Below are 20,786 nucleotides of genomic sequence, written 5' to 3' on the forward strand. Positions count from 1 at the left end.
CCGCGACGGCCAGAGCCAGCGGACCGACGCCGGTCCACGTCACAACCAGGCACGCGCCAACAGGCCCGGCTGTCGCACCGCGCCGGGGCAGCGGACCGCAGGCACGGAATTCTTTGCCAGGCGGACCGACTGCCCCGGCCGGATCTCCTCCGTCGTGCGGAAGGTCAGGCGGATCGGCTCAGAGGCGACGACCCCCGCGAACGCGGCCCAGGATGAACAGCACGAGGGCAACGATGACCAGGATGACGAGGATGGTCCACAGCATGGTGCGACTCCGTTTCTGAACTGTGAAGCGCCGACCGGGCAACGGTCGGGACCCTCGGGTGCCCGACGAGCGCCCGGCTCAAACCGCTGGTCCCGGCGAAACGGTCACGGGACGTCCCCGGACGCCTCGCCGTCGTCACCTGCGCCGACTGGAACGGTCACACCTACGACTCCAACGTGGTCGTCCTGGCGACGCCGGTGCAGCGCGGCTGAGCGAGGTCCGATTGACCTGCATGCGCAGTCCCGTCCTGGCAACCGGCGATGGAAGCCCAGCGAGCTCAGGGGGTAGAGGTGCGCACACGTTCACTACACGACGACGTCCTGACGGGGGCACGGGGCGGCGACTGGCGCCAGCTCTCGCGGTGCCGCGACGAGCCGCCCGACGTGTTCTTCCCCATCGGGCACGGTCCGGCCGCCAAGCGGCAGGCCGAGCGCGCCAAGCGCTTCTGCGCGGAGTGCGAGGTGCAGCGGCAGTGCCTGGCCTGGGCGCTCCACACCGGCATCGCCGACGGAGTCTTCGGCGGCCTCGACGAGGACGAGCGCCGGACGTTCGCCGCTAGGGTGACGCCATGAGTGACGTCGAGGTGCGAGACAACCCCGCCGCGGAGCGCTACGAGGCCTGGCTGGACGGCGAGCTGGCCGGAATCGCCGTCTACGAGCAACGGGACGGCGCGATCGTCTTCGTCCACACCGAGGTCGACGACAAGTACGAGGGTCGCGGCATCGGGTCGGCCCTGGCCCGCGGGGCCCTGGACGACGTACGGGCCAAGGGCGATCGCGACGTCGTGGCGAAGTGCCCCTTCATCAAGGGTTGGATCGAGAAGCACCCGGACTACCAGGACCTCCTGCGCCGGAGCTGATCCACAGATCGCTCCACAGGCTCTCAGATCCTGTGGGACTGACCGGGACTCTGTGCACAGGCAGCGGCCTCCTCCTGGGGGTTTCCCGACCCCGGGTTGTGGTGCGATCCGCGCCGGTCATAACCTCGCCCGAAGTCGATCCACAAGTCGGTGTGTCGACATTTCCAGGAAGCGAGGACCGTGGTGCCGGACACCCTGCCCTTCGAGGCCCCGGGCGGCGCGCTCGGCCCCACCGGACGCCCGATGCCGGTCATCCCCGAGCCAGAGTCGCTGACCTCCCACGGTCCCGCGCGCGTGATCGCGATGTGCAACCAGAAAGGTGGCGTCGGCAAGACCACGACGACCATCAACCTCGGTGCGGCGCTCGCCGAGTACGGCCGCCGCGTGCTGCTCGTCGACTTCGACCCGCAAGGGTCGCTCTCCGTCGGCCTGGGCCTCAACCCGCACGACATGGACCTGACCGTCTACAACCTGCTGATGGACAGCGACGTCAAGGTCGGCGACGTCGTCGTGCCCTCCGGGGTCGAGGGCATGGACCTGCTGCCGTCCAACATCGAGCTCTCCGCCGCCGAGGTCCAGCTCGTCCACGAGGTCGGCCGCGAGCAGACCCTCGCCCGCGTGCTGGCGCCCGCGCTGGGGGAGTACGACGTCGTCCTCATCGACTGCCAGCCCTCGCTGGGCCTCCTCACGGTCAACGCGCTGACCGCCTCCGATGGCGTCATCGTGCCGCTGGAGTGCGAGTACTTCGCGCTGCGCGGCGTCGCGCTCCTCAAGTCGACCATCGACAAGGTGCAGCAGCGGCTCAACCCCAAGCTCCACATCGACGGCCTCCTCGGCACCATGTACGACGGCCGCACGCTGCACTCGCGCGAGGTGATGGAGCGCCTGGTGCAGGCCTGGGGCAAGACCGTGTTCCACACCGTCATCCGGCGGACCGTGAAGTTCTCCGACTCGACGGTGGCCGGTGAGCCGATCACCACCTACGCCTCGACGTCGCCCGGTGCCGACTCCTACCGCCAGCTCGCCAGGGAGGTGCTCGCCCGGTGGCGCGCCGTGTGAGCCTTCCTCACGCCGACGACCTCTTCCGCCCCACCGCAGACAAGCCTCTCGACAAGGGCGACGAGGCCGAGCCGAACGACGCCGCCGCGAACGGCGCGTCCGCCGGCACGTCCAACGGCCGGCGACGCTCGAGCGGCCGGGTCAGGCACGACGAGAAGATGACCGTCTACATCACGTCGGAGGAGCTGCTCGACCTCGAGCACGCGCGGCTGTCGCTCCGACGTACCCACGGGCTCGCGGTCGACCGCGGCCGCCTCGTGCGCGAGGCCGTGTCGCTGGTGCTGGCCGACCTCGAGGCCAACGGCGACGACAGCGCGCTGGTCCAGCGGCTGCGCCACGGTTGATGGCCATGACCAGCACGCCCGGGGCCGCCGAGAGCGACGGCGCGGGCGAGCACCGCTTCGCGGTCAGGCTCGACAACTTCGAGGGTCCCTTCGACCTCCTGCTCAGCCTGATCTCGAAGCACAAGCTCGACATCACCGAGGTGGCTCTGGCGAAGGTCACCGACGAGTTCATCGCGCACGTCAAGGCGGGCGGCCGGGAGTGGGACCTCGAGCAGACCTCGTCGTTCCTGCTCGTGGCGGCCACGCTGCTCGACCTCAAGGCCGCCCGGCTGCTGCCGGCCGGCGACGTCGAGGACGAGGAGGACCTGGCGCTGCTGGAGGCCCGCGACCTGCTCTTCGCCCGGTTGCTGCAATACAAGGCGTTCAAGCAGGTCGCCGCGGTCCTGGAGGGCCGGCTCGCCGAGGAGTCGAAGCGGCACCCCCGGGCCGTCGGGCTGGAGGAGCGGTTCGCGACGCTGCTGCCGGAGGTGCTCATCGGCATCGGCCTCCAGCAGTTCGCGCAGCTCGCCGCGAAGGCCCTGGAGCCCAAGCCGGGCCCGCCCGAGCTCACCCTCGCCCACATCCACGCGCCGCGGGTCAGCGTCCGCGAGCAGGCCGCGGTCGTCGTCGACCGGTTGCGCCGCAGCGGGACCCTGACCTTCCGCGCGCTGTGCGGCGACTCGCCGGACACCATGACGACCGTCGCGCGGTTCCTGTCCCTGCTGGAGCTCTTCCGCGAGGGCGCGGTGGCGTTCGACCAGGTCGCGGCTCTCGGTGAGCTGACCGTGCGCTGGACCGGCGACGAGAACGCCGACGTCGAGACGCTGATCCAGGACGAGTTCGAGGGCACGCCGCCGCCGGAGCCCGAGGCGCCGGCGCCGACCGAGGAGAGCACCGATGAGTGAGACCGAGACCGACGAGACGCTCCCCGTACCTGTCGCCGAGCTGCGGCCGAGCCTGGAGGCGGTCCTCATGGTCGCCGACCAGCCGCTGGACGTGGCCACGCTGGCCACTGCGGTGGGCTACCCGGTCGACGAGGTGCAGGCCGCCCTCGACGGGCTGGCCGGCGAGTACACCGAGCAGGGGCGGGGCTTCGACCTGCGCAACGTCGCCGGTGGCTGGCGGTTCTACACCCGCGAGGAGTACGCCGTCGTGGTCGAGGGCTTCGTCCTCGAGGGCCAGCAGTCCCGGCTCACCCAGGCGGCGCTGGAGACCCTCGCGGTGGTGGCGTACAAGCAGCCCGTGTCCCGTGCCCGCGTGTCGGCGATCCGTGGGGTGAACGTCGACGGCGTCATGAGGACACTGCTGACCCGCGGGCTGGTGGAGGAGGCGGGCCAGGACCACGAGACCGGAGCGAACCTCTACCGCACGACCGGCTACTTCCTCGAGCGCATCGGGGTCACCAGCCTCGACGACCTCCCGGAGCTGGCACCCTACCTACCCGACATGGACGAGCTCGAGGACGAGCTGACCGAGATGGCCGCGCCCGCGCCGGCCCCGGCGACCGAGCACGAGGAGAACGATGACTGAGCGGACCGACCTGCCCCTGGACGACGAGGGCCTGATCCGCCTCCAGAAGCTGCTCGCCCTGGCCGGGATCGCCTCGCGTCGCCGCAGCGAGGAGCTGATGCTCGATGGCGAGGTCCAGGTCAACGGCGAGGTCGTCACCCGGCTCGGCACCAAGGTGAACCCCGCGACCGACGTCATCCGCGTCTCCGGCAGGCGCCTGCCGCCGATCTCCGAGAAGGTCTACCTCGCCCTCAACAAGCCACGCGGCGTCGTCTCGACGATGTCCGACCCCGAGGGGCGCCGGACGCTCCAGGACCTGGTCGCCGACCGTCCCGAGCGGTTGTTCCACGTCGGCCGTCTCGACACCGACACCTCCGGCCTGATCATCCTCACCAATGACGGCGACTTCGCGCAGCGGCTGGCGCACCCGTCCTACGAGGTCGACAAGACGTACGTCGCGGAGGTCACCGGCCAGCTGTTCCCGCGGGTCCTCAAGCAGCTGCTGGAGGGCGTCACGCTCGAGGACGGTCCGGTCACGGTCTCGAAGGCTCGCATCGTCGAGGCGTCACCGGCGAAGTCGATCGTCGAGCTGGTGATCCACGAGGGCCGCAACCGCATCGTGCGCCGCCTGCTCGATCACGTCGGCCACCCGGTCACCCGGCTCACCCGGACCCGGATCGGCCCGGTCGCGCTGGGCCGGCTCAAGCAGGGCGAGCTGCGCGACCTCACGACCGACGAGCTGGGCGAGCTCCTGGACGCCACCCAGCTGTAGGGGTCGGGCTCGGTACCCTTCTCGGGCAGACACCCGAGGCGAGGAGCAACCGTGGCAGTCAGGGCCGTCCGAGGCGCGACCCAGCTCGACGTCGACGACGAGCAGCACACCTCCGACCGCGTGGCGCTGCGAGGTACCGCGCACCTGCGCCGCGACCTGACGCCGGTCCGCGACGAAGATGACTGACCAGCGGCTCCTGACCGGCCCCGTCGAGATCGTCGGGACCGGTCTCCTCGGGACCTCGATCGCGCTGGCGCTGCGTCGCGCCGGGATCGACGTCCTCCTCTCCGACGTCTCGAGCGAACATGTGCGCACCGCCTCCGGGCTCGGCGCCGGCCGGCCCCGGACCGCCGAGGACCGACCGCAGCTCGTCGTGGTCGCCGTACCGCCCGACCTGCTCGGCGCCGTCATCGCGCAGGCGCTCGACCGGACCGCCGCCGTCGACGGCGCCGTCGTCACCGACGTGGGGAGCGTGAAGACGGCCCCGCTCGCCGCCCTTGCCGGCCACCCCGGCCTGAGCAGGTACGTCGGCAGCCACCCGATGGCCGGCAGCGAGCGCTCCGGCCCGCTGGCCGCCTCGGCGGCGCTCTTCGACGGCCGCCCGTGGGCGATCACGCCCCACCCCGCCGCCGACCCGTCGGCCGTCGACCTCGTCGAGGAGCTGGCGCGGCTGTGCGGTGCGGTCGCGGTGCGGCTCACCCCCGCCGAGCACGACCGGGCCGTGGCTCGGATCTCGCACGTGCCGCACCTGGTCGCCGCCCTCGTCGCGGGGAGGCTCGCGGAGGCACCGGTCGACCACCTCGCACTGTCCGGTCAGGGCGTTCGCGACGTCACGCGGGTCGCGGCCGGCAGCCCCTCGCTCTACGGCCAGATCGTCTCCGGCAACGCCGCGGCGGTCGGCGAGCTCCTCGTCGAGGTGCGCGCGGACCTGGACCGGCTGATCGCCGCCGTCGCCGGCGGCGACCGTGACGGGCTGGAGGTGCTGCTCGCGCAGGGCGTGGCCGGCACCCAGGCGATCCCGGGCAAGCACGGTGTCCCGACCGGTCCGACCCGGTCGGTGTTCGTCTCCGTGCCCGACCACCCCGGCGAGCTCGCCCGGCTTTTCGCTGACGCGGGGGAGAGCGGCGTCAACATCGAGGACGTGCACATCGACCACGACCCGGGCCGTCCCGTGGGTCTCGTGGAGCTGCTCGTCGACGACACCCGCGCCGAGCACCTCCTCAGCTCGCTCGAATCCCGTGGATGGGTCACGCACCGGTAGGGTGAGGGCCCGTGAGCAGCACCCTTCCCGGCCTCGTGATCGCTGTCGACGGCACCTCCGGCTCCGGCAAGTCGAGCACGTCGCGTGGCGTCGCCGACCGGCTCGGGCTGCGGTACCTCGACACCGGCGCGATGTACCGCGCCATGACCTGGTGGATGCTCTCCCACGCCGTGGACGCCCATGACGCCTCGGCCGTCGCCGCGCACGTCGGCGACCCGGTGATCGTGTCCGGCACCGACCCGCTGGCCCCCATGATCACCCTCGACGGCAAGGACGTCTCCGAGGAGATCCGCAGCGAGGCCGTCAACGGGTGCGTGTCGCCGGTCGCGACCGTGCCCGAGGTGCGGGCCCGGCTGATCGCCCTGCAGCGCGCGGTGATCGCGGACGCCCTCGACGGCGCCGGCATCGTGGTCGAGGGCCGCGACATCGGCACCGCGGTCTGGCCCGACGCCGAGCTCAAGGTCTTCGTGACCGCCGACCCCGCCGCCCGCGCCGCGCGCCGGGCGCTGGAGGAGGGCGGCAGCGACGCGGCCGCCGTACGCGCCTCGCTGGAGAGCCGGGACCGCATCGACTCCACCCAGGGTGGGCTGGCCGTCCCGGACGGCGCGGTGCACGTCGACACCACGCCGTACTCGCTCGACGAGGTCATCGACCAGGTCGTCGCGCTCGCCAAGGGTGTGGCGGAGCGTGCACGGTCCTGACCTGCCGCGCACCGACGGCGTGCGCCACCCTCCTCGCTACCTGCTCAACAACCCGGTCCTGCGGCCGCTCGCCCAGCGCCTGATCGCTCGCCGGTACGACGTCCACATCGCCGGCCAGGAGCACTTTCCGCGCAGCGGCCCGGTCGTCGTGGCGGCGAACCACATCGGCTGGCTCGACGGGCCCCTGCTGGGCATCGTGCTGCCACGCCCGGTGCACGCCCTGACCAAGCTCGACATGTTCACAGGCAAGACCGGGGCGTTCCTCCAGCACACCGGGCAGATCCCGGTCGACCGCTTCCATCCCGACCCGGCCGCGGTGAAGACGGCGCTGCGCGTGCTCCGCGCGGGCAACGCGGTGGGCATCTTCCCGGAGGGCACCCGCGGCGACGGCGAGGTGCGCCGGTTCCACCGGGGCGCGGCCTACCTGGCCCTCGTCACCGGCGCGCCGGTCCTGCCGGTCGCGTTCTTCGGCACCCGCCTGCCCGGCGGCGGCAACGAGTCGCGGCCGCCGGTCGGCAGCCGGATCGATGTCATCATGGGGGCACCGGTGGCGGTCGAGCAGCAGCCGTGGCCACGGACCAGGGAACAACTCGACGACGTGTCACGGTTGCTCCAGGAGCGGCTGCGCGAGCACCTGCTCGCGACCCGTGCCGCCACCGGCCTGGAGCTGCCGGGTCCGATGCCCGCGCACGAGCGCGAGCCGGACCCCGCGACCGCCGTCACCCCCGAGCACCACCCGTCCCGCACCGAGGAGCACGATGACTGAGCACGACGCCGACCCGATCGAGTGGATCGGGGAGGAGACCGAGGGCGCCGCGGTGGGGCCCGTCCCGGTGCTCGCCGTCGTCGGCCGCCCCAACGTGGGCAAGTCGACCCTCGTCAACCGGATCATCGGCCGCCGCGAGGCGGTGGTCGAGGACCGCCCGGGCGTGACCCGCGACCGCGTGTCCTACGACGCCGAGTGGAGCGGGCGGGCATTCACCATCGTCGACACCGGCGGCTGGGACCCCGACGCCCGCGGCCTCGCCGAGCGGATCGCCGCCCAGGCCGAGATGGCGGTCAGCCTCGCCGACGCGGTCATGTTCGTGGTCGACGCGACCATCGGCATCACCGATGCCGACGAGGCGGTCGTCAAGGTGCTCCGCCGCTCCGGCAAGCCGGTCGTCCTTGCTGCCAACAAGGTCGACGACATGCGCGCCGAGAGCGAGGCGTACGGACTGTGGAACCTCGGCCTCGGTGAGCCCTATCCGGTGTCCGCGCTGCACGGCCGCGGCTCCGGCGACCTGCTCGACGCGATCCTCGCCGCGCTGCCCGAGCCGCCGCCGGTGGCCGAGGGCACCGAGGTCGGCGGACCCCGCCGCATCGCGATCGTAGGCCGGCCGAACGTCGGCAAGTCCTCGCTGCTCAACAAGCTGGCCGGCGAGGAGCGCGTGGTCGTCGACAACGTGGCAGGCACGACCGTCGACCCGGTCGACGAGCTGGTCCAGCTGGGTGACCGCACCTGGCGCTTCATCGACACCGCCGGCATCCGCAAGCGGGTCAAGGAGGCGTCGGGGCACGAGTACTACGCGTCGCTGCGGACCTCGACGGCCATCGACCGCGCCGAGGTCGCCGTGCTGGTCCTCGACGCCGACCAGAACATCGCCGAGCAGGACGTGCGGATCCTCCAGACCGTCCGCGAGGCCGGCCGCGCGCTCGTCATCGCGTTCAACAAGTGGGACCTGGTCGACGACGAGCGGCGCTACTACCTCGAGCGCGAGATCGAGCGTGAGCTCGTGCAGGTGCAGTGGGCGCCGCGGATCAACATCACCGCCCGCACGGGGTGGCACATCGACCGGCTCGTTCCCGCGCTGGACAAGGCGCTCGAGGGCTGGGAGACCCGGATCGGCACCGGCGCGCTCAACACGTTCCTCGGTCGGCTGGTCTCCGAGCACCCGCACCCGGTGCGCGGCGGCAAGCAGCCCAAGATCCTCTTCGGGACGCAGCCGAGCAGCGCGCCGCCGACGTTCATCCTCTTCACGTCGGGCAAGCTCGAGGCGTCGTACGAGCGCTTCATCGAGCGGCGCCTGCGCGAGGAGTTCGGGTTCGTCGGCACGCCGATCGTGCTCCAGCAGCGGGTGCGGGAGAAGCGCAAGCGCTGACTTCGCCAGAAGTAGATCCTGGGCGTCGCGTGGCCGCTAGCCTCCTGCCGTGCTGGATACGGTCACGCTGCGAGTGGCGTTCGGACTCATCGCCCTCTGCGGTCTCGTGCTGTTCTACGCTGCGGCCTACCGTCCGACCCGGTCGGCGTTCAGTGGCTGGTGGGTGCTGTCGCTGCTGTGCTTCCTGTGCAGCTCGAGCCTGTTCCTCTCCGACAACACCTCGCTGCAGGCCGTCGGCGAGCCGCTGGGCAAGATGTTCTCCGTCCTCGGGTCGGCGTGCGTCTGGGCGGCCGCCTCGTCGATGCGCGAGACGATGCGCGACCGTCGGCTGCCGGCCACCTGGATGGTCGTGCCGCCCGTCGTCGTCCTCCTGATCGCGCTGCTCGACGACCCCGCGGACAAGGTGTGGGGAGGCGGCGCGGCCCTGCTCGCCGGGATGACCGGCTACTTCGCGCTCAGCGCCCGAGACATGTGGCTGACCTGGCACGAGCGCCCCGTCGGCGGTCGTCGCGACGCGGCGTACGACGCCGCCGTGATCTCGATGACCGCGCTGTCGGTGCTGGTGGCCGCGTTCTACCTCCTTCGTCTGCTCCTGTTCGTCGCCTTCGGGCCGGACTCCCAGGTGTTCGAGAAGGTCGTCGGCTCGCAGCCGACCACGCTCGCGCTGATGCTGCTGCTCGTGACCGTGACGTTCAACATGTCGTCGCTGTCGCAGGCGCAGCTGACCCGGGAGCTGCAGGTCGCCGCGAGCCAGGACCCGCTCACCGGATTGCTCAACCGTGCCGCGTTCCGCCAACGGGTCGAGGAGCTGATGACGTCCGCGCACCGACGCGCCGTGTGCGGCTATCTGGTGATGTCGGACTTCGACGACTTCAAGCTCCTCAACGACCACTACGGGCACGCGACCGGCGACGCCGTGCTGACCGCCTTCGGCGCCGCCTGCACCGCCGAGCTGCGCCAGCGGGACCTCGCTGCGCGGATCGGAGGCGACGAGTTCGTCCTGCTGCTGGAGGAGCGCTCCGACCGCAGGCCGGAGGATGTCCTGCAGGCCGTCAACAAGCGCCTCGAGGCCGGCGCTGCCCGTGGTGCCCACCCCCTGCCGACCGTCAGCTTCGGGATCTCCGAGCTCGACCCGAAGGACGGCCTGGACGCGTGCCTGGCCCGCGCCGACGCGGCGCTCTACCGGGCCAAGGGGAGCGGGTTCGGCGCCGTTGTCCGCGCCGACTGAGAGAGGCCTCGTCCCCCTCTTCTTCCGGCGGACGTCGGGACTTATGATTCGCGCGTGCTGAAGCCCGATGTGATCGCCTACTTCGGGGACGACCCGACCCGGATCTACCAGCTGCTCCAGTGGCTGCCGGTGCTCGAACGCCTCGATCAGGTCCATCGCGTCGCCGTCGTGCTCCGCGATCCGGAGACCGCCGTCGTCGCCGAGCAGTGCACCAGCCTCCCGGTCCTGGTAGCGGCGGAGTTCGCCGAGCTGGTCGACCTCTACGAGCAGCTCGACGCCAAGGTCGCCGTCTACTGCAACAACGGGATGCGCAACTTCCAGTCGCTGCTCAACGGACGCATGCTCCACGCCCACATCAACCACGGTGAGAGCGACAAGCAGAGCATGGTGAGCAACAACGCCAAGGCCTACGACAGGGTGTTCGTGGCCGGCGAGGCCGCCGTGCAGCGCCACCTCGCCGGCTTGATGGAGCTCGACGCCTCGAAGCTCGTCCGCATCGGCCGCCCGCAGCTCGACCTCCGGCCGGAGCCGATCCTCGCGGAGGCCGGCCGACGGACCGTGCTCTACGCGCCCACCTGGGAGGGGGACGCGGACTACAACGACTACACCTCGGTCGACGTCTTCGGCCCGGCGATCGTGCGCTCGATCCTCTCCGTCCCCGACGTGCGGCTGGTCTACAAGCCGCACCCGAAGATCACCACCAGTCTCACGCCGGCCATCTGGGAGAACCACCGGATGATGCTCGCGATGATCGCCGACGCGGCCCGGCTCGACCCGCAGGCCGGCCACGTCGCCGTCACGGAGGGAGACATCCTCGCGGTGATGCCCAGTTGCGACGCCATGGTCACCGACGTGTCGTCCGTCGGCCTCGACTGGCTCTACCTGCGCACCGAGAAGCCGATCTTCGTCACCGACCGCCACCACGACGGCGAGCGGCTCCGCCAAGAGGTGCCGGTCAGCCGCTGCGCCGACGTCGTCGACGTCGACAACCTCGCCGACCTCACGTCACTGCTGACCGCGCGGCTCGACCACGACGAGCACCTGCTCGCCCGGGTCGCGATGCGACACCACTACTTCGACGACGTACGCGTGGGGGAGAGCACCGACCGGTTCCTCACCGAGGTCGGCGCCCTCGTCGCACTGCGCGACCAGCTGATCGGCGTGGGGCCCGCACTGGGCGACGAGGTCCTGCCCGCTTGACCCCGATTCCGGGTGAGATGGCGATCTGCGATAGTGTTCAGCCGCCTCCTCAGGGAGGCTTCGGGCTGTGGCGCAGTTTGGTAGCGCACTTGACTGGGGGTCAAGGGGTCGCAGGTTCAAATCCTGTCAGCCCGACCGTGTGACGTCGCCGGACCTCACGAGACCCGAACCCACGGAAGTGGGTTCGGGTTTTGGGCATTTTCGAGGCGGGCAGGCCTCGCGCGCGCCAGGGGCCGCCGGAGCCAGCTCAGCTCCGTTCGAGCCGTTGCGCGAGGTACGGCGCGGTCGCGCTGTCTTCCGCCTTCGCGATGTCGGCCGGGGTGCCGGTCGCGACGACCCGACCGCCGGCGTCTCCTCCGCCCGGGCCGAGGTCGATGACCCAGTCGGCGGTGGCGATCGCGTCGAGGTCGTGCTCGACGAGAACCACCGTGTTGCCGGCGTCGACGAGCTGGTGCAGCTGGCGCAGCAGGAGAGCGATGTCCGCGGGGTGCAGTCCCGACGTCGGCTCGTCGAGCAGGTAGAGCGCGTGGCCGCGGTGCGCCCGCTGGAGCTCGGTGGCGAGCTTGATGCGCTGTGCCTCACCGCCGCTGAGCTCGGTCGCCGGCTGTCCCAGGCGCAGGTAGCCCAAGCCCACCTCGCGCAGCGTCTGGAGGCTGCGTGCGGCGGCAGGCACGTCGGCGAGGAACGTCGCGGCGTCGTCGACGGACATCGCGAGGACCTCAGCGATGTTCTTGTCGCGGTAGGTGATCTCGAGCGTCTCGGCGTTGTAGCGATCGCCATGGCACGCTGGGCAGGGTGCGTAGGTGCCGGGCAGGAAGAGCAGCTCGACGGAGACGAACCCTTCGCCCTGACAGGTCTCGCAGCGGCCCTGGGCGACGTTGAAGGAGAAGCGGCCCGCGCCGTAGCGGCGGGCCCGGGCCGCGTCGGTGGCGGCGTAGAGCTTCCGCACCGCGTCGAACATCCCCGTGTACGTCGCGAGGTTGGACCGCGGCGTCCGGCCGATCGGCCGCTGGTCGACAAGCACCAGTCGGTCGAAGGACTCGAGGGCGGTCGGGTCCTCGGCGAGCACCTGGCTGACCAGGGTCGACTTGCCGGAACCGGACACCCCGGTGACCGCGGTGAGCACGCAGAGCGGGATGTCGACGGACAGGTCGCGCAGGTTGTGCCGGCGCACACCGGCCATCCGTAACCAGCCCTGCGGGGCACGGACCTCGTGCACCAGCCGCTCGGCGCGACCGAACAAGTAGGCGCCCGTGGCCGAATCGGCGACGTCCGCGAGATCCGCTACCGGCCCGCTGTGGAGCACTCGGCCACCGGCCCCGCCGGCACCGGGGCCGATGTCGACGACCCAGTCCGCACGCCGTACGACGTCCAGGTCGTGCTCGACGACGAACAGCGAGTTGCCGGACGACTTCAGGCGGTCCAGGACATCCAGCAGCGGCTCCGCGTCGGCGGGGTGGAGGCCGGCCGAGGGCTCGTCCAGGACGTAGACGACCCCGAACAGCCCGGAACGCAGCTGCGTGGCGATCCGCAGGCGCTGCGCCTCACCGGGCGACAGGGTCGTCGAGCCCCGTCCCAGACTCAGGTAGCCCAGGCCGAGATCGAGGAGCACCTCGATACGGGCGACCAGATCGGTGCAGATCCGCACCGCGGCCTCGCCGGCCTCCTCCGGCAGCTCGGCGACCGGCCGCAGGTGCGTGACCAGCCGGGTGAACGGCAGGTCGTTGACCTCGGCGATCGAACGCCCCAGGAAGGTCACCGCGAGCGCTTCCGGCCGCAGTCCGCTGCCCTGGCAGTCCGGGCAGGGCGCGTCCACCACGAACCGCAGGGCCCGCTCGCGCATCCGCTCGCTCGTGGAGTCAGCCAGTACGTGCATGACGTGCTTGCGCGCGCTCCAGAACTTCCCGTAGTAGCCGTAGTCGACGCGATCGCGCTCGGGCTCGATGAGCACCGATGGCTGCTCGTCCGTGAAGAGCAGCCAGTCCCGGTCCTTCTTGCGCAACCGACGCCATGGCCTGTCGATGTCGATGCCGAGGCCGGTGACGATGCTGCGCAGGTTGGCGCCCTGCCATGCGCCGGGCCACGCCGCGATCGCGCCCTCCCGGATGCTCAGGGACGGGTCCGGGACGAGCAGCTCCTCGGTGACGTCGTGGACGACACCCAGACCGTGGCAGCGGGGACACGCGCCGGCCGCGGTGTTGGGCGAGAACGCCTCGGCCGGGAGGTGGTCGGCCCCGGCGGGGTAGTCGCCCGCTCGCGAGTAGAGGATCCGCAGCAGGTTGGACAGCGTGGTGAGGGTTCCGACCGACGAGCGGGACGTGGCCGCGCCACGACGCTGCTGCAGCGCCACCGCCGGCGGCAGCCCGGTGACCTCCTGGACGTGCGGAGAGCCGACCTGCTGCAGCAGCCGGCGCGCGTAGGGCGCCACCGACTCGAAGTAGCGACGCTGCGCCTCGGCGTACAGGGTGCCGAATGCCAACGACGACTTCCCCGAGCCGGAGACCCCGGTGAACGCCACCATGGCGTTCCGAGGGATGTCGACGTCAACGTTGCGGAGGTTGTGCTCGTTGGCGCCGCGGACGTGCACGAAGCCGTCGGTCGCGTCGGTGGTCACACGCACCTCGTACCCCAGTCGGGTGCGACGCACGTGGTCGGCGCACCACGACGGCTCGTTCGACCTGTCCGCGAATTGCGGGAGAGGGGAAGAACCGTCCCGTGCGCGCTTCTGGACACGGAAGAGGGGGCTTCCCGCTCATCGAGTGGCTCAGCCGGCCGCCCGCGCCCGCCTCGCCAGCGCTGCCAGCCCCACGCCGCCCAGCCCGACCCCGGCCAGGGCGGCGGTCGACGCGCGCGGCGACCACCTCATCGCCGCCGCGACGAGGTCCGGCGGATTGCTGCGCTGCGGGTCCGACCCGGTGGCCGCGTCCGAGGGTGTCGCGGCGAGCGAGCCGGCGGCGAAGGCGTCGAGCATGGCGGGGATGAACGCAGCCATGTCCTGAGGGCCCCGGCTGGTGGTCAGGTTGCCCTCGCGCACGACCTCCTGATCGAGCCAGGTCGCGCCAGCGTTCACCACGTCGTCCCGGATGCCCGCCCAGGAGGTCACGGTGCGGCCCTGGAGGACCCCGGCCGAGGCGAGCACCCACGGCCCGTGGCACAGCGTGACGACCGGCTTGCCGCTCTCGACGAAGTCACGGACCAGCGCCCGCGCCGGTCCCGACTGGCGGAGCAGGTCCGGGTTGATGAAACCTCCCGGCACGAGGAGGCCGTCGTAGTCGGCGACCTCGGCCTGCTCGACGGTCCTGTCAACGCGCACGCGCGTGGCCGGCAGGTTCAGGTTCAGGCCACGGATGCGTCCTCGCCGCAGCGAGACCACGTCGACCTTCGCCCCCGCCCCCTTCAGGGCCCGCAAGGGGATCGTCAGCTCGACCTTCTCGAATCCGTCCGCGGCGAGGATCGCGATCCGGCGGCCCTTGAGCGTGTGTCTGCTGGGCATCTCCACCTCCAGTGCTTGGACCCTCCGCGTACCCACGCCCAGGCATCCCACACCAGCCGAGTGACTGCTCCACCGATCGAGTTCCTCGAGGTCTCGGGCGGTCGCTCGGGGCGTCGGCGTTGCCGTCTGGGTCAACGCCGCACCGTCAGACGTGCCGGCACGTAGCAGCCGTCCCGCTCGGCCTGGACCGCGGCCAGCGTCCTCGTCTGCACCTCCAGCTTGCGCAGGATGTGCTCCACGTGCGTGGCCACGGTGCGGGCCGCGATCCCGAGGCGTCGGGCGACCTGCTGGTTCGAGCCTCCGTCGACGACGAGCCCCAGCACCTCGAGCTCGCGGGACGTGAGACCCCGGCAGTCGACCTGGGGCGTCACGAGGACAGTTCCGAGGACGAAGGCAGGCACGTCGTTGGCGGCCAGCACCGTGAGTCGCGCATGACCCTGCACCTCCGCGCCATGGTGCAACGGCCACACGAAGGACCGGTAGACCTGACCCGCCAGGAGGGTGTCACGTGCGATGGCCACGACCGGCCCTCCTGCGTCGAGGAGCGCATGGCTGTCCAGCCCGGGCAGCGGAGCGAGCGTGCCGTCCCGGAGCAGGACGGCACCCGACGTGGCACCTCTGACCAGACGCGCTGTGGCGGCCAACGAACGCAGCGGCGAGACGCCTCGAGCGATCAGCGGGCTCAGCTGAGCGAGGGCCGCGCGGACCGCGCTCGAAGGTGAGTCCTCCCGCGCGAACAGCAAGGTGAGCATCCCGACGTACGGACCACCCGCTTCGAAGAGGGGCACGCCCATGCCCACGCGGAAGCCCGCCGGGATGAGGCAGTCCGCCCACGTCGTCAGCTGGTCCGCCCCGACAGGCAGCTCCCACAGGCTGACCGGCGGTCGGTCCCGGTTGAGCTCTGCGTCCCGGATCTCCTGCGCCACAGCCGGGCGGTTCAGGTAGTCGAGGACCCCACGCTCGAGGCCCGTGCTGCCGAAGGTGGCGTAGGCATGCGACTGAGGGTCGGCCAAGGCCAACCACGTCGCGTCAGCGGACGCCCAGTCAGCCACCCGCCCGAGCACGTGTTCTGCGCGTTCGCGCAAGGGCGCGGTCGTCCCAGCGATCTCCATCAGCTCCGCGACGGGCGGACCGACCGGCATGGGGCCTCCCTCCACGGAGGAACAGGAGGCGGTACCCGCCGCCGAGGACCGCTAACGCCGTGCGTTCCGGAATCTCACGGGCCGGGGTCGTCATTTCTGCCGATAGCGGCCCTCCGCCCGAACACGTGTAATCGAGGGAGACCCACCGTGGGGAGACGACACTCGGCAGGAGACGACCAGCATGAAGGCAGTGGTGTACGAAGGGCCGCGGCAGGTGAGCGTGAACGACGTCCCGGACGCGCGGATCGAGCGACCGACGGACGTGCTCGTGCGCATCACGTCGGCGAACATCTGCGGTTCGGACCTGCACATGTACGAAGGCCGGACCGACTTCGAGCCCGGCCGCTGGTTCGGGCACGAGAACTTGGGTCAGGTGGTGGAGGTCGGCGACGGCGTCGACAAGGTCGAGGTCGGCGAGTACGTCGTCCTGCCCTTCAACATCTCGTGCGGGCACTGCAAGAACTGCGAGCGTGGTCTCACGAACTACTGCCTGACCGCCCAGCCGGAGGAGAAGATGGCCGGCGCGGCGTACGGCTTCGCTGACATGGGACCGTGGGCCGGGGGACAGGCCGAGCTGCTGCGCGTGCCCTGGGGCGACTTCAACTGCCTGCGGCTGGGCGAGGACGCCGAGGAGCGCCAGCGCGACTACGTGATGCTCGCCGACATCTTCCCGACCGGCTACCACGCCACCGAGATGGCGGGCGTGCAGCCCGGCGACCAGACCGTGATCTACGGCGCCGGCCCGGTCGGACTGATGGCCGCACTGTCGGCGACGATCAGGGGAGCGAGCAAGGTGATGGTGGTCGACCGGCATCCCGACCGGCTCCGACTGGCCGAGTCGATCGGCGCGATCGCCATCGACGACTCGAAGATCGACCCGGTGGAGGCCGTCCTCGACCAGACCATGGGACTCGGCGCCGACAACGGGTGCGAGTGCGTCGGCTACCAGGCGCACGAGCCGGACGGGCAGGAGCAGGCGAACCTGACCATGAACCGGCTGGTCGCCTCCGTGCGCTTCACCGGGAGGATCGGCAACGTCGGCGTGTTCGTGCCCCAGGACCCCGGCGCCAACGACGAGCTCGCGAAGCAGGGCAAGCTCGCCTTGGACTACGGCATGTTCTGGTTCAAGGGCCAGCACATCGGCAGTGGCCAGGCCCCGGTCAAGAAGTACAACCGGCAGCTGCGGGACCTGATCGCCGCGGGCAAGGCCGAGCCCTCCTTCATCGTGAGCCACGAGCTTCCGCTCGACCGGGCCCCGGAGGCCTACGAGCACTTCGACAACCGGGACGATGGCTGGACGAAGATCGTCCTGCACCCGGCGATGGCGGGTGCCTGATGCGAGCGATGGTGTATCGGGGACCGTACCGGGTCCGTGTGGAGGAGAAGGACATCCCGGCGATCGAGCATCCCAACGACGCGATCGTGCGCGTCACGCGAGCGGCGATCTGCGGATCGGACCTGCACCTCTACCACGGCATGATGCCGGACACCCGGGTCGGGCACACGTTCGGTCACGAGTTCATCGGCGAGGTCCACCGCGTGGGGCCGTCGGTGCAGAACCTGCAGTTGGGCGACCGGGTGATGGTGCCGTTCAACGTGTTCTGCGGCACCTGCTACTTCTGCGCTCGCGGGCTCTACTCCAACTGCCACAACGTGAACCCGAACGCCACCGCTGTGGGTGGGATCTACGGCTACTCCCACACCTGCGGCGGCTACGACGGGGGCCAGGCGGAGTACGTCCGGGTGCCGTTCGCCGACGTGGGGCCGGCGGTGATCCCGGAGTGGATGGACGATGACGACGCCGTCCTGTGCACCGACGCCCTCCCCACCGGCTACTTCGGGGCCCAGCTCGGCGACATCGCGGAGGGCGACGTGGTCGTGGTGTACGGCGCCGGGCCCGTGGGACTGTTCGCGGCGAGGTCGGCGTGGTTGATGGGTGCGGGTCGGGTGATCGTCGTCGATCACCTGGACTATCGGCTCGAGAAGGCCCGGGAGTTCGCGCACGCCGAGCCGATCAGCTTCACCGAGCACGCCGACGTGGTCCGACACCTCAAGCACCTGACCGACGGACTCGGGGCTGACGTGGTCATCGACGCGGTCGGGGCCGAGGCCGACGGCAACCTCCTTCAGCACGTGACGTCGGCGAAGCTCAAGCTCCAGGGCGGCTCGCCGGTCGCGCTGAACTGGGCGATCGACACCGTCCGCAAGGGCGGCACGGTCTCGGTGATCGGCGCCTACGGCCCGTTGTTCAGCGCAGTGAAGTTCGGCGACGCGATGAACAAGGGCCTGACGCTGCGGATGAACCAGTGCCCCGTCAAGCGGCAGTGGCCGCGCCTGTTCGAGCACATCAGGAACGGCTACTTCAAGCCCAGCGACGTCATCACCCACCACGTCCCGCTCGAGCACATCGCGGAGGGCTACCACATGTTCTCGGCCAAGCTCGACAACTGCATCAAACCGATCGTCGTGCCGACCGCGGCGGCGTGACCGATGGGAGAACCTCATGACCTACACGCCTGACAAGCCCGCGATCGCGGCGAGGAGCGATGAGCTGCGGGCGCGGATCCCCGGCTGGGGTGCCGACCTCGACCCCGCCGACCGGCCGTCGGTGCCGCGGGAGCGGTTCGACCCGTCGTTCGCGGGCGCCCACTGGGAGTACCCGGAGCAGCAACCGGAGAAGTGGCCGCGAGAGCGGTCGGTGGAGCACACGCAGCTCCCCCCGGTCTTCGGCACGGCCCAACCACCGAAGGGCCTGTCCGGAGCGATCCGGAAGTACGCCTACGCCAAGTACAGCGAGGGGCAGGCCGCGCACTGGCTGCTGCTCATCGCGGGTGATCGGGTCGACGCGCTCGAGAGCGGAGTGCGCTCGATGCTGACGCTGCACCCGGACAACCCGATCACCGAGACCGGGGTGGTCGCCGAGGTGAAGCGGCACGGCCTGCGGTCGCGGTTGGGACGCAACCGCGCGGACGTCAAGCACCACTGGATGGACCCCTTCATCGTCGGCGCCCCTTGGATCGCCGGCGGTGCGGCGGCCTACCTCTTCCTGCGACGCGTGGGACGGCGTCGGTAGCGAGGTGATGGGCGGCTCGCGTGCGCGGTCCGCGCGTGGCCGCCGTACGTCGGGGGAGGAGACGATCCTTGGCCACCACGAGGCTCGGTGCGAAACCGAGCACCGGTCGCATACTTTCGCTTCGTAGGTCGGTCATCAGCCTCGTCGTCGGTCTCGCTGCCGGCGTGCTGGTCGCCTTGCTCGCGACACCCCGGTTGCTGCCTCTGGTGAGCTGGACCGTCACGATCGCGGTCCTGCTCACGTGGGTGTGGCGCGTGAGCTGGCCGCTCGATCCTGAAGGGACGAAGCGTCTCGCGGAGCAGGAGAGCAGGAGCAGATCGACCGATGTCTGGCTGCTGGCTGCGGCGGTCACGAGCCTTGCCGTGGTCGTGGTGGCGCTCGTGCAGTCCGGCAGCCGGCGCGACGCCACCGCCGTCACCTCCGTGCTGCTGAGCGTCGTCAGCGTGACGCTGGCCTGGGGGCTGGTGAACACCGTCTACGCCTTCAAGTACGCGCGCTTCTACTACCTCGACGAGCCGGACATCGGTGGGATCGACTTCAAGCAGGATCACCCACCGACCTACAGCGACTTCGCCTACATGGCGTTCACGGTCGGCATGTCGTTCGCCGTCTCCGAGACCGAGCCGTGCGCCACCCGCATCCGGCGGGTGGCGCTCGGACACGCCCTGCTCTCCTACGCGTTCGGGACAGGCGTCCTCGCTGTGGCCATCAACCTGGTCACCAACCTCGGTCAGTGACCTGTCCGTCCTGCGCGAGCCGGGTGCGTCGGTCCTCCTCGCGCTTGGAGTACGCCGCCGCGCGGATCGCCGCGTCCGACTCCAGCCCGCTGCCCAGCGCCCCGCCGACCGTCGCCGCGGAGGCGACGAACCACGTCAGCAAGAACACGTCGCCGTATCCGAGCGACATCTGCAGGTAGCCGCCCATCACCGCAGGATCAAGCACGAACAGAGCCCAGATCAGGTTCAGGACATAGAGCGCGACGTAGCAGATGAGAGCCCCGGCGAGCAGGGTCACCAGGGTCGAGGTGTTGTAGAGAAGCGACCTCTGCCGCGCTGCGGGCGAGTCGTTCTCCGGCCGGTCCCAGAGCTCGCCGTCGATGACGAGCCATCCGACGATGAGGGTGATGGAGGCGATCGTCGCGATGACCAGACGCCACCACGACAGCGACCCGGCCAGCAGCCAGATCGTGGAGTTGACCGTGGCGATCGCGCCCGTCGTGAGCGCCGCGACGAGCGCAGACTTGAGGCCGGGGACGAGCAGCCACGGCCGGTTGGCGAGCACCATGCCCGTGAGCAGCCGCCAATGCCCACGGCGGCGAGGTAGCCGGACGCGGTGATCCGTCTCTCGCGCGGGATCGGCCATGCCACTGACGAGCTCGCGCAACGCGAGCATGCTGCGGTGGTGCATCCGAAGTCCACCGAGTGCGGGAAGGGACAGCACGGCCGTCCCATGCGGCGGGTCGACGTCGATCAACAGATATCGACCATCACCGTCGCGAAGCGGAAGCTCGGTCAGACCGACGACCAGGTCCCACCGGTGCTCACGGGCCCGATCGGTCAGTCGGGACAGCGCCGTGTCCACGTCCTCGCAACCGACGGTGAACGGCTCGCTCACCACCTCGATGTCCCATTCCTGCCGAGCACCGTCCGGCGGATCCAGGTCCCGGAACCGACGAGCGACGTCGGTGGGCTTCTCCGGGTCGGCCACCAGCACGACGTGAATCGGCTCCATCCGGCGTGGTACCCCCTGCCCCCGCGCAG

General features: G+C 70.8%; 22 protein-coding genes and 1 tRNA gene. 19 read left to right on the plus strand and 4 right to left on the minus strand.

The features are described from left to right. The first annotated feature begins 555 nt into the window (after positions 1-555). The 15 genes from QDS12_RS15575 (at position 556) to QDS12_RS15645 (ending at position 11,453) form a co-directional block, all read left to right on the plus strand. Positions 556-837 (plus strand): WhiB family transcriptional regulator, encoded by a 282-nt coding sequence (locus QDS12_RS15575; RefSeq protein ID WP_279880532.1) that lies wholly within the window; start codon positions 556-558, stop codon positions 835-837. Beyond that, the gene (locus QDS12_RS15580) at positions 834-1,124 is read left to right on the plus strand and encodes a GNAT family N-acetyltransferase (protein ID WP_279880534.1); all 291 of its coding nucleotides are present in this window, start codon (positions 834-836) and stop codon (positions 1,122-1,124) included. The genes QDS12_RS15575 and QDS12_RS15580 overlap by 4 nt, the downstream gene beginning before the upstream one ends. A gap of 243 nt (positions 1,125-1,367) precedes the next feature. Further along, on the plus strand, positions 1,368-2,183 hold the full coding sequence (locus QDS12_RS15585) for a ParA family protein (RefSeq protein WP_279882174.1): 816 nt from the start codon (positions 1,368-1,370) through the stop codon (positions 2,181-2,183). Further along, positions 2,168-2,527 carry a hypothetical protein gene (locus tag QDS12_RS15590; RefSeq protein WP_279880536.1) on the plus strand — a complete coding sequence of 120 codons (360 nt, stop codon included), beginning with the start codon at positions 2,168-2,170 and terminating at the stop codon, positions 2,525-2,527. Before QDS12_RS15585 ends, QDS12_RS15590 begins: the two co-directional genes overlap by 16 nt. Positions 2,528-2,532: 5 nt before the next feature. Beyond that, complete coding sequence (locus QDS12_RS15595) at positions 2,533-3,411, plus strand: segregation/condensation protein A (RefSeq protein ID WP_279880538.1); 879 nt, start codon at positions 2,533-2,535, stop codon at positions 3,409-3,411. Continuing rightward, complete coding sequence (gene scpB / locus QDS12_RS15600) at positions 3,404-4,036, plus strand: SMC-Scp complex subunit ScpB (protein ID WP_279880540.1); 633 nt, start codon at positions 3,404-3,406, stop codon at positions 4,034-4,036. Before QDS12_RS15595 ends, scpB begins: the two co-directional genes overlap by 8 nt. Next, the gene (locus QDS12_RS15605; protein WP_279880543.1) at positions 4,029-4,787 is read left to right on the plus strand and encodes a pseudouridine synthase; all 759 of its coding nucleotides are present in this window, start codon (positions 4,029-4,031) and stop codon (positions 4,785-4,787) included. Before scpB ends, QDS12_RS15605 begins: the two co-directional genes overlap by 8 nt. A 51-nt stretch (positions 4,788-4,838) precedes the next feature. Further along, a complete protein-coding gene (locus tag QDS12_RS15610; protein WP_279880545.1) occupies positions 4,839-4,973 on the plus strand; it encodes a hypothetical protein in 135 nt (44 codons plus the stop codon). Then, entirely contained in the window at positions 4,966-6,048 is a 1,083-nt protein-coding gene (locus QDS12_RS15615) for a prephenate dehydrogenase (RefSeq protein ID WP_279880546.1), read from the plus strand. The genes QDS12_RS15610 and QDS12_RS15615 overlap by 8 nt, the downstream gene beginning before the upstream one ends. An 11-nt stretch (positions 6,049-6,059) precedes the next feature. Continuing rightward, complete coding sequence (gene cmk / locus QDS12_RS15620; RefSeq protein WP_279880547.1) at positions 6,060-6,749, plus strand: (d)CMP kinase; 690 nt, start codon at positions 6,060-6,062, stop codon at positions 6,747-6,749. After that, on the plus strand, positions 6,736-7,515 hold the full coding sequence (locus QDS12_RS15625; RefSeq protein WP_279880549.1) for a lysophospholipid acyltransferase family protein: 780 nt from the start codon (positions 6,736-6,738) through the stop codon (positions 7,513-7,515). Before cmk ends, QDS12_RS15625 begins: the two co-directional genes overlap by 14 nt. Then, positions 7,508-8,890, plus strand: coding sequence for a ribosome biogenesis GTPase Der (gene der, locus QDS12_RS15630; RefSeq protein ID WP_279880552.1), 1,383 nt, complete (start codon positions 7,508-7,510; stop codon positions 8,888-8,890). Before QDS12_RS15625 ends, der begins: the two co-directional genes overlap by 8 nt. A gap of 49 nt (positions 8,891-8,939) precedes the next feature. Continuing rightward, positions 8,940-10,118 carry a GGDEF domain-containing protein gene (locus QDS12_RS15635; protein ID WP_279880555.1) on the plus strand — a complete coding sequence of 393 codons (1,179 nt, stop codon included), beginning with the start codon at positions 8,940-8,942 and terminating at the stop codon, positions 10,116-10,118. 54 nt (positions 10,119-10,172) lie between these two features. After that, positions 10,173-11,318, plus strand: a complete 1,146-nt coding sequence (locus tag QDS12_RS15640; RefSeq protein WP_279880557.1) for a CDP-glycerol glycerophosphotransferase family protein — start codon at positions 10,173-10,175, stop codon at positions 11,316-11,318. Positions 11,319-11,379: 61 nt separating this feature from the next. Continuing rightward, positions 11,380-11,453, plus strand: a tRNA-Pro gene (locus QDS12_RS15645). 112 nt (positions 11,454-11,565) lie between these two features. Here QDS12_RS15645 and QDS12_RS15650 read toward each other — a convergent pair. The 3 genes from QDS12_RS15650 to QDS12_RS15660 all read right to left on the minus strand — a co-directional run bounded on the left by QDS12_RS15650 (position 11,566) and on the right by QDS12_RS15660 (position 15,953). After that, positions 11,566-13,839, minus strand: coding sequence for an excinuclease ABC subunit UvrA (locus tag QDS12_RS15650; RefSeq protein WP_347882191.1), 2,274 nt, complete (start codon positions 13,837-13,839; stop codon positions 11,566-11,568). 243 nt (positions 13,840-14,082) lie between these two features. Next, positions 14,083-14,811 (minus strand): type 1 glutamine amidotransferase, encoded by a 729-nt coding sequence (locus QDS12_RS15655; protein WP_279880560.1) that lies wholly within the window; start codon positions 14,809-14,811, stop codon positions 14,083-14,085. A gap of 131 nt (positions 14,812-14,942) precedes the next feature. Continuing rightward, entirely contained in the window at positions 14,943-15,953 is a 1,011-nt protein-coding gene (locus QDS12_RS15660) for a helix-turn-helix transcriptional regulator (protein ID WP_279880561.1), read from the minus strand. Positions 15,954-16,134: 181 nt separating this feature from the next. Between QDS12_RS15660 and QDS12_RS15665 the strand changes: the two genes are divergently transcribed. From QDS12_RS15665 to QDS12_RS15680, 4 genes are all read left to right on the plus strand, one after another. Continuing rightward, positions 16,135-17,289, plus strand: a complete 1,155-nt coding sequence (locus QDS12_RS15665; protein WP_279880563.1) for a glutathione-independent formaldehyde dehydrogenase — start codon at positions 16,135-16,137, stop codon at positions 17,287-17,289. Positions 17,290-17,327: 38 nt separating this feature from the next. After that, positions 17,328-18,440, plus strand: a complete 1,113-nt coding sequence (locus QDS12_RS15670; protein WP_279880566.1) for a glutathione-dependent formaldehyde dehydrogenase — start codon at positions 17,328-17,330, stop codon at positions 18,438-18,440. A gap of 16 nt (positions 18,441-18,456) precedes the next feature. Continuing rightward, positions 18,457-19,026, plus strand: a complete 570-nt coding sequence (locus tag QDS12_RS15675) for a hypothetical protein (protein WP_279880568.1) — start codon at positions 18,457-18,459, stop codon at positions 19,024-19,026. Positions 19,027-19,232: 206 nt separating this feature from the next. Continuing rightward, the gene (locus QDS12_RS15680; protein WP_279880570.1) at positions 19,233-19,763 is read left to right on the plus strand and encodes a DUF1345 domain-containing protein; all 531 of its coding nucleotides are present in this window, start codon (positions 19,233-19,235) and stop codon (positions 19,761-19,763) included. Here the strand turns inward: QDS12_RS15680 and QDS12_RS15685 are convergent. Then, positions 19,744-20,757: a hypothetical protein gene (locus QDS12_RS15685; protein WP_279880573.1), complete on the minus strand. Its 1,014-nt coding sequence runs from the start codon at positions 20,755-20,757 to the stop codon at positions 19,744-19,746. The two genes, QDS12_RS15680 and QDS12_RS15685, sit on opposite strands and share 20 nt — an antisense overlap. Between the last annotated feature and the right edge of the window lie 29 nt (positions 20,758-20,786).

Origin of the sequence: Nocardioides sp. CER19, from assembly GCF_029846275.1 — a bacterium.
Lineage (GTDB): Bacteria > Actinomycetota > Actinomycetes > Propionibacteriales > Nocardioidaceae > Nocardioides.

Bases quoted from the DNA above. Each gene is read 5' to 3' on its own strand.
- QDS12_RS15605 (WP_279880543.1), top strand. From the start codon at position 4,029: ATGACTGAGCGGACCGACCTGCCCCTGGACGACGAGGGCCTGATCCGC.
- QDS12_RS15675 (WP_279880568.1), top strand. From the start codon at position 18,457: ATGACCTACACGCCTGACAAGCCCGCGATCGCGGCGAGGAGCGATGAG.
- QDS12_RS15615 (WP_279880546.1), top strand. From the start codon at position 4,966: ATGACTGACCAGCGGCTCCTGACCGGCCCCGTCGAGATCGTCGGGACC.
- QDS12_RS15685 (WP_279880573.1), bottom strand. From the start codon at position 20,757: ATGGAGCCGATTCACGTCGTGCTGGTGGCCGACCCGGAGAAGCCCACC.
- QDS12_RS15660 (WP_279880561.1), bottom strand. From the start codon at position 15,953: ATGCCGGTCGGTCCGCCCGTCGCGGAGCTGATGGAGATCGCTGGGACG.
- QDS12_RS15650 (WP_347882191.1), bottom strand. From the start codon at position 13,839: ATGGTGGCGTTCACCGGGGTCTCCGGCTCGGGGAAGTCGTCGTTGGCA.
- QDS12_RS15655 (WP_279880560.1), bottom strand. From the start codon at position 14,811: ATGCCCAGCAGACACACGCTCAAGGGCCGCCGGATCGCGATCCTCGCC.
- der (WP_279880552.1), top strand. From the start codon at position 7,508: ATGACTGAGCACGACGCCGACCCGATCGAGTGGATCGGGGAGGAGACC.
- scpB (WP_279880540.1), top strand. From the start codon at position 3,404: ATGAGTGAGACCGAGACCGACGAGACGCTCCCCGTACCTGTCGCCGAG.
- QDS12_RS15665 (WP_279880563.1), top strand. From the start codon at position 16,135: ATGAAGGCAGTGGTGTACGAAGGGCCGCGGCAGGTGAGCGTGAACGAC.
- QDS12_RS15580 (WP_279880534.1), top strand. From the start codon at position 834: ATGAGTGACGTCGAGGTGCGAGACAACCCCGCCGCGGAGCGCTACGAG.
- QDS12_RS15595 (WP_279880538.1), top strand. From the start codon at position 2,533: ATGACCAGCACGCCCGGGGCCGCCGAGAGCGACGGCGCGGGCGAGCAC.
- QDS12_RS15585 (WP_279882174.1), top strand. From the start codon at position 1,368: ATGCCGGTCATCCCCGAGCCAGAGTCGCTGACCTCCCACGGTCCCGCG.